This is a genomic window from Micromonospora sp. URMC 106, from assembly GCF_051386395.1.
GTDB lineage: Bacteria > Actinomycetota > Actinomycetes > Mycobacteriales > Micromonosporaceae > Micromonospora.
The window spans coordinates 1-12,696 of record NZ_JBPQTP010000002.1; the positions used below are offsets into that span (position 1 = coordinate 1).

The following is a 12,696-nucleotide window of genomic DNA, read 5'->3' on the forward strand; positions in this document are numbered from 1 at the left end:
GGGTTGTCGGCGTGGGGGTGACCGGCGGCGCGGCGGGCGGGGGCCCGGTCGGCGCGGGAGGCGCGGTCACGGTGCCGGCGAGCGTGAGGTCGTTGGGCAGGCCGGGCGGCGGCGGCGTGGGCGTGGTCGGCGTGTCGGGGCGGTTGGGCATGTCCGGCCGGTTCGGCCGGTCGCCGGACATGGTCGGGGCGACCGGCTTCGGCCCGGCCGGTGCGCCGGGTCGAGTGGGCCGTGGGGCCAGCGAGGGGGTGTGCACGACCGCGTTCGTCGGCCCCTTGTACATGCCGCCGCGCGAGATGTTCGAGATATAGACGTCGATGTAGAGGTCCGCGAGCGGCTTGACGATGTTCTTCGCCCGCTCGTGGAATTCTTTCTGCACCTCGTCGTACGACTTGGCGTTGTTGATCCCGAAGAGGTCGCTTACCTGGACGCCCTCGTCGTCCTTGCGCTTGTCGGCCTGGTGCTCCTGCTCGGCCTTGTACTCCAGCCAGAGCTCACGCATGTCCCGCTGGGTCTGCGCGATCTTGCCGGCGAGCTGCTCCAGACCGCTGGCCGTCTTGTCGGCGACGTCCTTCCACTCGTCCAGCGAGTAGAGGGCCGCGCCCACCTTGCCCATGAAGACCCGGCCCGCCGGCGACCGCCACTTGGCGTCCAGCGCGTCGGCGTGCCGCTTGAGGTTCTCCCGCGTGGTCTGCAGCAGGCTGCTGGCCCGCCGCCAGGTTTCGGCGAGGGCGACGGTGCGCTCGTCGCTCTCCTTGCGGGCGTACTCCCACATCTGCTCGATGGTGACCCCGTCCCAGTTCGTGGGCTCGTAGGGTTCGGCCTGGGCAGACCGCTCGGCGGCGTAGTCGTCGACGACACCGGCGTAACTCGGAATGTACGTCGGCGTCCACCCGTAGTAGTTGTCGCTCATCCCCGCTCCTCAGCGTTCCCGTCCCCTGCCCACCGTCAGGACCGCACGTCCGGGCGTGCTACCTCGTCGCCGTACATCTGCTCGTTGTCACCCTGGACGCGGTAGGAGCCGGGGCCCTCGCCGATGGTGTCCGGCTTGTCCATGTCCGGCGTCTCCTCCGGGTTGTCGTCCGCAGTGCAGACCTCCGGGCCGTAGTAGGTCGCCGGGTTCGTGGCCTCCGGCGGGACCGTGTTGGCCGGGTTCTGCTGCTCGTCCCCGCCCTGCTGCCAGTAGTCGTTGAGCGTCTTCTGCCCGTCGATACCGTTGAAGGCGTTGTAGACGTCGTCGTTGGTGGCCTGGGCCAGCGCGTCCCCGGTGAGGTACTCGGCGGAGATCGACGCCGCGGCCGTGCTGAGGGAGACCAGGCCCTTCATCGCGTCGCCGAGCATCTGCGCCACCGCCGAGCGGCTCTCGTCGTGCCGGCCCCGGAAGAACTTGCCCTCCTTGAGCCCACCTCCGCCGAACGGCGCCTGCACGGTGAGCATGGGGCGTACGCCGTTCTCGAAGCTGGGCCGGAAATTGACTTCCAGCTCGTCCTGGATGGCCTTCGCGAAGTCCTTCAGCTGCTGGATGTCGACGTCGATGTTCTCGTCGACGAGCCACTCGTCGCCCATCTGCCTCCCCGTTCGCTCACACGCCAGCGGCGCGGCTGTGCCCCCAGCCGCAGCGCCATGGTTCCACTCTGGTGGACAATAGCCTCATCGAGCAACCCCGCGTGGTGCTCACGTCCGTGGCGGCAGGTGCACCAACTGCACGAGGCGGGTGCCCTCCCGCCGCGTGACCAGCCAGCCCCGGCCCGGCGGCAGTGGCCCCGGGCGGACGGTGCCGAGCAGCACGCCCTCGTCCCGGTTGCCGGACATCACGATGCCCGGCGTGCTGATCTCGCGCAGCCGCATCAGCACCGGCTCGTACAGCGCCCGGCTCGCGCCGCCGGTGCGGCGGGCGATGACCAGGTGCAGACCGATGTCCCGGGCCTGCGGCAGGAACTCCAGCAGCGGGGTCAGCGGGTTGCTGCCCGCGCCCGCCACCAGGTCGTAGTCGTCGACCAGGACGTACAGGTCCGGCCCCTTCCACCAACTGCGGGCGCGCAGTTGGTCGGGCGTCACGTCGTTGGGCGGCAGCCGGTCCCGCATCACCGCGGCGACCTCGGCGATGATGCCCTCGGTGAGCTGGGCCGACGAGCCGTACCCGATCAGGTGCGGGGTGTTGATGTCGCCGAGCATGCTGCGGCGGTAGTCGACGATGACCAGCCGGGCCTCGGTCAGTTCGTTGCGGTCGACGATGGTCTGCGCCAGCGCCCGCAGGAACGTGCTCTTGCCGGACTCACCGTCGCCGAAGAGCACGAAGTGCGGGTCGGCGGAGAAGTCCAGGTGCACCGGTTGGAGGTCCACCTCGGCGATGCCGATCGGCACCCCGGGCCGTCCGGTGGCCGGCAGGCTGCCGTACGGGACCACGGGCGGAAGCAGCCGGATCGGCGGAGCGCCCGGCCCCTGCCATGCGCCGGCCAGGTCGTTGACCAGCTTGCGGGCCCCCTCGGGCAGAGTGTCCGTCTCCTGCGCGCCGTCGGTGCGGGGCAGGGCGGCGAGAAACTGCTGCCCGTCGGCGGTGATGCCCCGACCGGGTGACTTCTCCGGCACGTTCATCGCGGCCCGACGGTCCAGGAGGGAGTCCCCCGCGTCGGCCAGCCAGAGCTCCAGCCGGGTACCGAAGACGTCCCGCACGGCAGGGCGCAGGTCCATCCAGCGGCCGGCGGTGACGATCAGGTGGATGCCGAAGGAGAGACCGCGGTTGGCGATGTCGTTGATGGTCGACTCGAGGTCCTCGAACTCGGCGCGGATGGTGGACCAGCCGTCGATGACCAGGAAGACGTCGCCGAACGGATCGTCGGTGTGCTGGCCGTGCCGGCGGGCCCGCCGGTACTCGGCCATCGAGTCGATCCCACGCTCGCCGAACCGCCGCTCCCGCTCGCCCATCAGCAGTTGCAGCTCGGCGACGGTCCGGCGGACCAGACCGCCGTCGAGCCGGGTCGCGACCGAGCCGACGTGCGGCAGGTCGCGCAGCGAGGAGAGCGCGCTGCTGCCCAGGTCGAGGCAGTAGACCTGAGCCTCCCGGGGGGTGTGGGTCAGCGCCAGCGAGGCGACGATCGTACGCAGCAGGGTGCTCTTGCCGCTCTGCGGGCCGCCGACGATCACCGTGTGGCCGGCCGCGCCGGCCAGGTCGAACCAGAGCACGTCCCGGCGCTGGTCGAACGGCTTGTCGACGACGCCGACGGCCACCTGCAGCTCGCCCACCAGGCCGGCGTGCGCCACCGTCACGCCCCGGGCCGGGTCGGCGGTCAGCGGCGGCAGCAGCTGGTCCAGCGTCGGCGGCTCCGCCAGCGGGGGCAGCCATACCTGGTGGGCCGGCGCGCCCCGGCCGGCGAGCCGGCCGACCAGGATGTCCAGCACGCTGTCGCCGCCCGTGTCGGCCGGCTCCGGTGTCGTCTCCGGGACCGTACGGGTCACCGGCGGCGCGACGTAGGCGGTGCTGTACTCCCGCACGCGCTCCTCGCCGTCACCGGCGGCGACCGCCTCGGCCGTCTTGCTGCGGTAGGTGCCGGAGACGTACGCGGCCTTGAAGCGGACCAGTGGTTCGGTGCCGAAGCGCAGGTAGCCGTGGCCCGGCGAACGGGGCAGTTCGTACGCGTCGGTGGCGCCGAGCACCACCCGGCTCTCCATCGCCGAGAAGGTCCGCAGACCGATGCGGTACGACAGGTGGGTGTCCAGGCCGCGCAGCCGGCCCTCCTCCAGCCGCTGCGAGGCGAGCAGCAGGTGCACGCCGAGCGACCGGCCGACCCGGCCGATCTGGACGAACATGTCGATGAAGTCCGGCTTGGCGGTGAGCAGCTCGGAGAACTCGTCGCAGATGATGAGCAGGCTCGGCAGCGGCGCCAACGGGGCGCCCGCCGCGCGGGCCTTCTCGTAGTCGCGTTGCGAGGCGTAGTTGCCGGCCGAGCGCAGCAGCTCCTGCCGGCGCACCAGCTCACCGTTGATCGCGTCGGTCATCCGGTCGACCAGCGGCAGTTCGTCGGCCAGGTTGGTGATCACCGCGCTGGTGTGCGGCAGGGCGTCCAGCCGGGTGAAGGTCGCGCCACCCTTGAAGTCGACCAGGACGAAGTTCAGGCTCTCCGAGCTGTGCGTGGCGGCGAGCGCCAGCACCAGCGTGCGCAGCAGCTCGGACTTGCCGGAGCCGGTGGCGCCGATCAGCAGGCCGTGCGGGCCCATGCCGTCCTGCGCGGACTCCTTGAGGTCCAGCTCGACCGGAGCGCCGTCGACGCCCACCCCGATCGGCACCCGCAGCCGGTCCCGGTTCGGCCGGGGCTGCCAGGCCCGGTCCACCTCGAAGTCGTACGGATCGCCGAGGTTGAGCAGTTCGGCCAGGCCCAGCTCGGTGGTGAGCGGGGCATCGCCCCCTCGGGACGCGGCCGAGAGGCGCAGCGGGGCCAGCTGCATGGCGAGCGTCTCGATCTCCGCGATCCGGCAGTCGTCGGCCCGCCCGATCTCCGCCGAACCGTCCACGGTGGTGCTGTGCAGCCGCCGGTCGGCGGTCACGTCGAGCACCAGCCGGGCCCGGTCCAGCACCCGTGGCGCCGGGTGGGAGAGGTCGAGCAGGGTGACCCCCTCCACGCCGCCCTCGGTCATCAGGTGGTCCGATCCGGCGGTGTCGCCGCCGTCGATGATGACCAGGACGTGCGGTCCGCCCACCTGGGGTGGCCCGCCGGAGGAGTTGAACCGCGGTCGGCTCGCCAGCACGTCGTCGAGCATCGCCTCGAGCCCGGTGACCGAGGGTGCGACCAGCCGGAGCTGACCGAGCGCGTCGGTGCGGGTCGGGTGCAGCGCGTGCGGCAGCCACTTCGTCCACTCCCACGCGGCCCGCCGGTCGGGGGCCACGCAGACCGCGACGAGCATGTCGTCCGGCGCGTGGAACGCGGTGGCCTGGGCGAGCACCGACGTGACAAGCCCCCGCACCGCGTCGTCGTCGCCGCGCAGGTGAACCCGGGCGAAGCCGTTGAGCGCCATCGTCACCGGCAGGTCCGGCACCTCGCCGTAGGTGGTCAGGAAGCGGCGCAGCGCCAGCGCGCACATCGGCTCCAGCTTCTCCAGCGAGGTCGCGGGCGGCGGGACCAACGGCGTGGCCAGCTCCTGTGGGCCGAGACCGATGCGCACGGTGGCGAAGTCCACGTCGCCGCGCCGGCGCTCCCACAGCCGCGGCCCGAGCGGAACGGACCAGAGCGCGTCCGGATCCGGGTGCCGGTAGAACGCCGCTTCCCGCTGCTTGCGGATCGTCTTGAGCACCCGGCGGCGCTGCCGCGACAGGTGCGTCATGTACTCGCGCCGCTTCTGCAGCATCTCCTGCTTGCTCGGGCCGCCGGAGTTGTTGGTGAGCTGGGAGGCGAGCATGCCGATCGCGGAAAGGCCGAAGAGTCCGCCGGTGACGTAACCGAGGGTGCTGCCGCCCCGGCCGGCGAACATCAGCGCCATGGCGAACGAGCCGGCGAGCATCGGCAGCAGCATCAGCATCTGGCCCCAGGCGCGTCCACTGGGTGCGGGCACCTCGGGTGGCGCCTCCAGCAGGACCTCACCGGAGGGGTACTCCGGCTCCGGCTGCCGGGCCGGACGTTTCACGACGACCGTGCTCACCTATCAGACCTCCCCGCTGGCGCGCCCGGACCGATCGGACCGAACCGGCGCCCACGCCACCGGCACATGGTAGGTAGCCTTCTCTCGTCATGACAGCCGCGGGCCCTACCCGGTCCGCTCCCCGTCCCGAGGGGTCATCAGTGGTCACCCAGGCCGGAACCGGTCTCGTGCGCATCGCCGTCGCCGCCCCGAACCGACGGCTCGATCTCGCCCTGCCCGAGCATCTGCCGCTCGTCAGGCTGCTCCCCGCCGTGCTGCGGCAGGCGGAGGAGCACCCGTCGGACGGGACGTCACACGGTGGCTGGACGCTGCGCCGCACCGACGGCACCGCCGTCGACCTCAACCGCACGCTCGCCGTGCAGAACGTCCGGGACGGCGAGACGCTGCACCTGGTGCCGCGCCGCACCGAGTGGCCCGAGCTGGCGTACGACGACCTGATGGAGGCTGTCGCCGACGGTGCGCGCCGGCGCGGGGTGGCCTGGAGCCCGTTCGCGACCCGGCTGACCGGTCTGATCGTCGGCGGCGCGCTGCTGCTGCTCGGCCTGGCCGTCATCGTCGCCTCCGACGAGCCCGGCTGGCTCGGTGGCGTGATCGCCCTCGGCACCGCCGTGGTGCTGCTGCTGGTCGGGATCGTGTTGTCCCGGGCGATGGCCGACTCCCTCGCCGGGGCCGTGGTCGCCGCCGCCGGTCTGCCGTACGCCTTCGTCGGCGGCACCCTGGTGATCGGCACCGGGGAGTCCGTCTGGGCGCTCGGCGCGCCGCACGTGCTGCTCGGTTCCGCCGTTTTGCTCCTCACCGGCCTGCTCGGCTTCCTCGGTGTGGGCGACGCGACCCGGGTCTTCGTGGCGGCGGTCTTCGCCGGGTTCTGGGGCATGCTCGGCGGCCTCTTCGCCCTCGGCTCGATGGACGCGGCGCAGGGCGCGGCGATCGTGGTCAGCGTCGTGACCCTGCTGCTGCCGGCGATGCCGCTGCTCGCCGTGCGGCTCGGCAAGATTCCGATGCCGGCGCTGCCCCGCACCGCCGAGGACCTGCTGCGCGACGAGCCGCAACCCCGGCGCGAGGTGGTCTACCAGGCCACTGCCCGGGCCGACGAGGTGCTCACCGGCATGATCTTCGGCTCGTTCGTGGTCACCGTCGGCTGCCTGATCGTGCTCACCGCACACGGCTCGGTCGCCGCCCTGCTGCTGACCGGAGTGGTCGCACTCGGTCACCTGCTGCGGGCCCGGCTGGTGTCGACCGTCCGGCACCGCGTGCCGCTGCTCGCCGTGGGCCTGGTCGGGCTGGCCCTGCTGCCCCTGGTCGGCGCGGCGGACGCCGGAACGGTGCCGCGGGTGCTGACCGTGCTGCCGGTGGCGGTGGTCGCGGCCGGGTTCTCGGTCAGCGCCGGGCTCGCCTACAGCCGGCGCGCCCCGTCGCCCCGACTGGCCCGCCTCGGGGACGCTCTCGACATCCTGCTGCAACTGGCCGTGGTGCCGGTGGCCTGCAGCGTGCTGGGCCTGTACGCGTTCATGCGCGCCCTGAACGGCTGACGCCGGGCGCCAGCCGCCGGTCCGCCGAGGTGTCCGGGGCGCCGAGGGCTCACAGCGTTACGTCGCTGACCGCCGGCGCCTTGCCACCGCGGATGAGCGCGATGATCGCGGTGTCGATGTCCGGACCGATGAAGAAGTCGTCGGCCCAGTGCAGCTGGAAGACCCGTCCCTGAGCGTCGATGACGAGTTCCGAGGGCCCGTCGGCGTTGTTGCCGAGCGGAAAGACCGGGTTGCCGTACTCCTCGGCGAAGATCTCGGAGCCCTCCGCCAACACACCGCCCCGGGTGGGATGCAGGGCGCTTCCGAAGCCGCCTCCCGGCTCGCCGTGCCCGCCGAACTGGGGCAGGCGCAGGCCGCCGAATTCGACCAGGGCGGCGCGTGCCGCCGGGAAGAACTCCAGCCCGGCCAGTTCGTCGGCGAACCGGGTCAGCCACAGGTCGACGGCGGCCGTCATGTCCCGGCCGGGAAACCAGCCGGCCTTCTCCAGCACCTCGCGGACGTCCGGCGGGAAGCGGCCCTCGGCGGCGCGGTGCTTCGCGTACCGTTCGGCGAGCGCCGGGGCGGGCAGCGACGGCCACTGGGACAGTTCCCCGGTCTCCCGGTCGATGACCGCTGTGGGTTGTCCGGTTGCCGACGGTGGCCGGGGCGGCCCGTTCGCTGCCTCCGGCTCGGGTTCACGGCGCGAGGCGATGAAGCCCAGATCGAATTCGTAGAGGTCGATCTCCGGCGGCGGGCCGGGGTGGCCGGCCGCGGCCCACTCCCGGGCGCGGGCCAGCGCCTCGTCGCGACTGATCATCGGAACTCCCTCGGGCCGTGGTCGTCCTGGTCGCCGGCTGCGACCGGGTGCCGGCACCACCGTGTTCGGCGCGGTGCCTATCGTAGGCACCGCGGTCCGGCGCTTCCGTCCGCGCCGACCGTACGCCAGGGGAGGATGCCATGCCGTCGCGGCGGGACCAGGTCCAGTCGTACCAGTTCTTCGTCCAGCGGATGACGTCCGCGCTCGTGGCGCGCGAGCCCGATCCGGAGGCCGCGCCGTTCCGGCGGCTCGGTGGCGCCGGCTTCGCGGGCGTCATGGTCGCGGTGCTCTGCCTCGCCGCGGTGGGCGTCTACGGCCTGCTGCGCCCCGGTGGCGCCACCAAATGGAAGGCGGGCGGGGCGGTCGTCCTCGAGAAGGAGACCGGCACCCGGTACGTCTACCGGGACGGCCGGCTGCACCCGGTGGTCAACTACTCGTCCGCGCTGTTGGCGATGGGGTCGGCGGTGCCCACCGTCTCCGTCTCCCGGAACTCGCTGGTCGGCACGCCGCGCGGCCCCCGGATCGGCATTCCGGACGCACCGGACGCCCTGCCCGACCCGAAGCGGATCCTCTCCGGGCCGTGGACGCTCTGCACCCAACCGGCCCGGAACCAGGCCGGCGGGACCGTGGCCACCACCGTGCTCACCGTCGGCAGGGCGCCCAGCGGTGGACGCGCGATGGGCGACAGCGCGCTGTTGGTCCGGGACACCAAGACGAGCCGGTTGCACCTGATCTGGCACGACCACCGGTACGAGATCCGCAACCAGAAGATCGTCCTCGAAGGGCTCATCATGACCGCGGAGCCGGTGGTCGAGGTGGGCGGGGCGTGGCTCAACGCGCTGCCCGCCGGCGAGCCGATCGGCACCCGGACGGTGGCCGGCCGGGGTGAGCCGTCCGACGCGCTCCAGGACGCCCGGGTCGGCCAGATCTTCGTCGTGGAGAGCCAGAACGGCAGCCGCCAGTACTACCTCGCCGACCGGGAGCGGCTGGCGCCGCTGACCCCGCTGCAGGCCGACGTGTTGCTGGCCGACCCGGAGACGCGGCGGTCCTATCCGGACGGATCGACGCCCCGGGCGGTACCGCTCGCGGCCGGCACCGCCGCAGCCGCGCCCAAGGCGTCGGTCCCTGCGGCGGGGCGTCACCGCGCCCCCGACGAACGCCCCGAGGTCGCCCGGCTGACCGGCGACCAGCCGGCCGTCTGCGCCGGCTACCAACCGGGGCAGGACGAGCCGACCCTGCTGTTGGACGCCCAGGTGCAGCCGGTGAAGGAGCCGGTACGCACCGGCGAGCAGACCGGCGACGGCATCCCGCTCGCCGACCGGGTGGTCATCGAACCCGGGTACGGCGTGCTGGTCGCCGCCATGCCGTCGCCGGACGCCCCGGCCGGCACCCTGAACCTGGTCACCGACCTGGGATACCGGTATCCGTTGGCCTCCGAAGATGTGCCGGGGATGCTCGGCTACCAGGGCGTGCGCCCCGTCGAACTGCCGGCGAGCCTGGTCGTCCGGCTACCGGCCGGTCCCGCGCTCGACCCGACGAACGCGAAACGGGCGCTGGACCCGGAGTGAACGCACCTGCCACAGTGGCGCGCGTTGCGGGTCCGAATGCCAACCGGCCTAGCGTCGGCTGGACGCGACCCGTTACGGTTCGTACGAGAAATGGTGCACGAGCGCCGTAACTATGGCTGCCCCCGGCGACGCGGGGCGATCGACGAGGACGGGGGTGACTCCACCATGACGATGCGTACCGACACCGGCTTGATGGTGAAGACCGAGGGCGACGTAGATGCCGTCGCCGACCGGCTCACCAGCAACCTGAACGGGCTGATGGACCAGCTCACGCCGCTGTACGACCAGTGGAAGGGTGCTGGTGCGGGCTCGTTCCAGCAGGTTCGCGAGCGGTTCGACCAGGACATGGCCCGGTTGAACGTGGCACTGCGGGCCATCGCCGAGGCCGTCGGGTCCGCCGGTAAGGACTACGACGTCAGCGACGACGAGATCCGGTCCGACATGGACTCTGCCGGCGCCACCGCCGGCCAGATCACCGCCGCGCTCAAGCTCTGACGGGGAGGGGTTCCGAGATGGAGATTCGCTACAACTTCGGTGCGTTGAACGCCGCGGCGGACAGCTGCGGCGGTGCCGTGAGAAACCTGACCGGCGAGCTCGACGGGCTCAAGTCCGGCATCGCGCCGCTGCTCGCGACCTGGGACGGTGACGCCCGCGAGGCGTACTTCCGTCGGCAGAGCGACTGGGAGTCGGCCGCCAACGACCTGCGTGACCTGCTCGGCCGGATCGAGAAGGCGCTGCGCGAGTCGGCGGTCAAGATGCAGGCCCGCGAGGCCGCCAACCGGGCGAAGTTCGGCGACTGAGCTCGACCGTTACGCGTCGATGGCCCGGCCCCGTGCCGGGCCATCGTCGTTTCCACCATCGTCTGACGCCGCGGGCCCGGCCTCGGGCTCGCCCTGACGACGCGGGCTCGGCCTCCGGGTTGTCCCTCAGCCGACGCCGCAGGCTCGGCCTCCGGGTTGTCCTCAGCCGCGGGGCAGCGAGGTGGGCACCCGGAAGAACGCCTCCTCGGGCTCGTCGACCTCGCGGACCGGGGGTGGCGGCGCCGTCGGCCGGGTCGGCCGCCACCGCAGGCGACGTCCGCGCGGCAGCAACGAGGCCGCCGCGCCGATGGCGAGCGCGATCGCCGCCGCCACCAGACCGCCCCAGAGCGCCACCCGGCCGAAGACGCTCCACCGCTGCGCGCGCTCCTGCGCCACCGGGTCGTACGACGGATCGGGCAGCGGGGGCTGGGCCACCGGCGCGCCCCTGGTCAGCCGCTCGGTGACCGCCCGGTACGGGTTCAGCACGCCCTGTCCGTAGCCCTGCTCCGGATTCCCGCGCGCCGGGTCCACCGTCGCGACCAGCCGGCGGGTGACCTCCTCCGCCGACAGGCCCGGCTCGGCGGCGCGGATCAGGGCGGCCGTCGCGCTCACCAGCGGAGCCGCGAAGCTGGTGCCGCTCCAGACCGCGTGGCCGGAGAGACGGGTCGCCGCCACCACCGCGCCACCGGGCGCCACGAGATCGACGTACGGTCCGACCTGCGACTGCTTCACCCGCGCGCCCTGCTGGTCGATCGCGCCGACCCCGATCACACCCTCGTAGGCGGCGGGATAGGGCACCGGGTCGGGACGCTCGCCGTCCTGGTGCAGGTTGCCGGCGGCGGCGATCAGCACCACGTCCTTCTCCCGCGCGTAGCGGATCGCGCTCTCGACGGCGGGGTCGGGGCGGTAGAGCGTCAGGGACATGTTCACCACGTCCGCGCCCTCGTCAACCGCCCGGCGGATGGCCTGCGCGAAGACCGCCGTGGAGGCGCTCTCGCCCTGGCCGTCCACGCCCTCGTTGCCGGCCCGTTCGCTGACCCGGATCGGGACGATCGTGGCGTCCGGGGCCAGGCCGTGGAAGCCGACGCCGTTCTGCGGACGGGCGGCGATGAGGCTGGCGACCGCCGTGCCGTGCGAGACGCAGTCGACGTCGCCGCCGGCGGTGCCGCGCAGCGCGTCGAAGCCCTTGGCCACCCGGCCGCGCAACTGGGCGTGGCTGCCGTCGGAGCCGGAGTCGATGACCGCCACCCGCACCCTCGCGCCCGTGCTGAACGGCCACACCCGTTGTGGCGCGAGCCACTGCTGGTGCCACGGGGTCTCGCGGATGACCTGCCCCGGATCGCTCGGGTTGCCGCAGACCGCCGGGGCCGCCACGGCCTGCGCCGGCGTGCCGAGGATGGTCGTGCCCGTCAGCGCCACCACCAGGGCAACTGTGGACGTACGGCGGCCGAGGGCCATTCCGCGCTCACCTCCCGTCTGCACGGCGTCGGTGCATCGTAGCGATGCCCGGACCTGGACCGGATACCCGATGTCGCGCCGGTTCAGTATGGTCGACCTGTCACGCCGTCGGTCGGGTCGCGGCGGCGCATGGACGTGCAGGGGGAGGACGTCATGGACACGCAGGCGCTGCGCGCCCGGGCCGACGAGCTGATGGCCCAGTTCGAGCGGATGCGTTCGGGCGTGGGTGACCTCCAGCAACGGCTCAAGGCCGTGAACGCCACCGTCACCTCGGACGACGGGTTCGTCACCGTCACCGTGGGCCCCCGAGGCCAGGTGGTCAAGGTGGAGTTCGACCCGCGCATCTACCGGCGGCCGAACTCGAAGGAGCTCTCCGCCACGGTCACCGAGACGATCCGACGCGCCACCGAGAAGGCGATGGCCGACGTCGAGGAGCTGTTGCGGCCCTTCGTGCCGGACAGCCAGTTCCAGGCGTACATGGACCACGACCTGGACGGCATCTTCCGCCAGCTGGACAGCGAACTTCCACGGGAGGACGACCGATGAGTGACCCGAACGAGACCTTCGTCAACCCCGACGGCGCGCGGGACGGCGGCCGTCAGCTCGGTGTCGCCGGCTCGACGCTGGCCAGCCGCTGGGCGCAGCACGCGGCCACCATCTCCTCGCTCAACGCCTCGGCCCCCTGGGGCACCGACGAGCCGGGCAAGGAGTTCAACAAGCACTACCTGGAGGGCGGCGACGACGCCCCCGCCACCAGCGTCCTCACCGGTGGCAAGACGATCGTCGACCTGGTCAAGATGCTGGGTCCCGACGTGACGAGCGCCGTCGACGGCACCGTCGAGGTCGACGACATGGTCGACAAGTGGTTCGGCGGCGAGGACAAGTAACCTCCCACTCTCGGGCGGTCGAATCAG

Annotated in this window: 11 protein-coding genes; 6 read left to right on the forward strand and 5 right to left on the reverse strand. The window is 72.5% G+C overall.

The features are described 5' to 3' along the window. The 3 genes from ACSNOB_RS00785 to eccCa form a co-directional block, all read right to left on the reverse strand. The coding region (locus ACSNOB_RS00785) for a WXG100 family type VII secretion target (RefSeq protein WP_436684555.1) at positions 1-913 on the reverse strand (913 nt) is incomplete at its 3' end. Between the two features lie 35 nt (positions 914-948). After that, positions 949-1,566, reverse strand: a complete 618-nt coding sequence (locus ACSNOB_RS00790; protein WP_436684556.1) for a hypothetical protein — start codon at positions 1,564-1,566, stop codon at positions 949-951. A gap of 108 nt (positions 1,567-1,674) precedes the next feature. Continuing rightward, positions 1,675-5,631: a type VII secretion protein EccCa gene (eccCa, locus tag ACSNOB_RS00795; protein WP_436684558.1), complete on the reverse strand. Its 3,957-nt coding sequence runs from the start codon at positions 5,629-5,631 to the stop codon at positions 1,675-1,677. Between the two features lie 140 nt (positions 5,632-5,771). Between eccCa and eccD the strand changes: the two genes are divergently transcribed. Then, positions 5,772-7,160 carry a type VII secretion integral membrane protein EccD gene (eccD, locus tag ACSNOB_RS00800; RefSeq protein WP_436684560.1) on the forward strand — a complete coding sequence of 463 codons (1,389 nt, stop codon included), beginning with the start codon at positions 5,772-5,774 and terminating at the stop codon, positions 7,158-7,160. A gap of 49 nt (positions 7,161-7,209) precedes the next feature. Here the strand turns inward: eccD and ACSNOB_RS00805 are convergent, their stop codons facing one another. After that, positions 7,210-7,956 carry an SUKH-3 domain-containing protein gene (locus ACSNOB_RS00805; RefSeq protein WP_436684562.1) on the reverse strand — a complete coding sequence of 249 codons (747 nt, stop codon included), beginning with the start codon at positions 7,954-7,956 and terminating at the stop codon, positions 7,210-7,212. Positions 7,957-8,096: 140 nt separating this feature from the next. Here ACSNOB_RS00805 and eccB point away from each other — a divergent pair, with 140 nt between their 5' ends. From eccB to ACSNOB_RS00820, 3 genes are all read left to right on the forward strand, one after another. After that, positions 8,097-9,524: a type VII secretion protein EccB gene (eccB, locus tag ACSNOB_RS00810; RefSeq protein WP_436684563.1), complete on the forward strand. Its 1,428-nt coding sequence runs from the start codon at positions 8,097-8,099 to the stop codon at positions 9,522-9,524. 165 nt (positions 9,525-9,689) lie between these two features. Continuing rightward, on the forward strand, positions 9,690-10,019 hold the full coding sequence (locus ACSNOB_RS00815) for a WXG100 family type VII secretion target (RefSeq protein ID WP_091098749.1): 330 nt from the start codon (positions 9,690-9,692) through the stop codon (positions 10,017-10,019). A 17-nt stretch (positions 10,020-10,036) separates the two neighbouring features. Then, positions 10,037-10,324, forward strand: a complete 288-nt coding sequence (locus tag ACSNOB_RS00820) for a WXG100 family type VII secretion target (RefSeq protein WP_393102191.1) — start codon at positions 10,037-10,039, stop codon at positions 10,322-10,324. Positions 10,325-10,486: 162 nt separating this feature from the next. On the opposite strand, the gene mycP is transcribed toward ACSNOB_RS00820, so the two are convergent. Then, positions 10,487-11,782, reverse strand: coding sequence for a type VII secretion-associated serine protease mycosin (mycP, locus tag ACSNOB_RS00825; RefSeq protein WP_436684566.1), 1,296 nt, complete (start codon positions 11,780-11,782; stop codon positions 10,487-10,489). A 153-nt stretch (positions 11,783-11,935) separates the two neighbouring features. Here mycP and ACSNOB_RS00830 point away from each other — a divergent pair, with 153 nt between their 5' ends. Both ACSNOB_RS00830 and ACSNOB_RS00835 read left to right on the forward strand, forming a co-directional pair. Next, the gene (locus tag ACSNOB_RS00830) at positions 11,936-12,328 is read left to right on the forward strand and encodes a YbaB/EbfC family nucleoid-associated protein (protein WP_436684568.1); all 393 of its coding nucleotides are present in this window, start codon (positions 11,936-11,938) and stop codon (positions 12,326-12,328) included. Further along, positions 12,325-12,669: a hypothetical protein gene (locus tag ACSNOB_RS00835; protein ID WP_436684570.1), complete on the forward strand. Its 345-nt coding sequence runs from the start codon at positions 12,325-12,327 to the stop codon at positions 12,667-12,669. The genes ACSNOB_RS00830 and ACSNOB_RS00835 overlap by 4 nt, the downstream gene beginning before the upstream one ends. The last annotated feature ends 27 nt before the right edge of the window (positions 12,670-12,696 follow it).

What these genes read in the sequence shown, in the direction of transcription:
- ACSNOB_RS00790 (WP_436684556.1), bottom strand. Translation starts at nt 1,566, where the DNA reads ATGGGCGACGAGTGGCTCGTCGACGAGAACATCGACGTCGACATCCAG.
- ACSNOB_RS00805 (WP_436684562.1), bottom strand. Translation starts at nt 7,956, where the DNA reads ATGATCAGTCGCGACGAGGCGCTGGCCCGCGCCCGGGAGTGGGCCGCG.
- eccB (WP_436684563.1), top strand. Translation starts at nt 8,097, where the DNA reads ATGCCGTCGCGGCGGGACCAGGTCCAGTCGTACCAGTTCTTCGTCCAG.
- ACSNOB_RS00815 (WP_091098749.1), top strand. Translation starts at nt 9,690, where the DNA reads ATGACGATGCGTACCGACACCGGCTTGATGGTGAAGACCGAGGGCGAC.
- ACSNOB_RS00820 (WP_393102191.1), top strand. Translation starts at nt 10,037, where the DNA reads ATGGAGATTCGCTACAACTTCGGTGCGTTGAACGCCGCGGCGGACAGC.
- mycP (WP_436684566.1), bottom strand. Translation starts at nt 11,782, where the DNA reads ATGGCCCTCGGCCGCCGTACGTCCACAGTTGCCCTGGTGGTGGCGCTG.
- ACSNOB_RS00830 (WP_436684568.1), top strand. Translation starts at nt 11,936, where the DNA reads ATGGACACGCAGGCGCTGCGCGCCCGGGCCGACGAGCTGATGGCCCAG.
- ACSNOB_RS00835 (WP_436684570.1), top strand. Translation starts at nt 12,325, where the DNA reads ATGAGTGACCCGAACGAGACCTTCGTCAACCCCGACGGCGCGCGGGAC.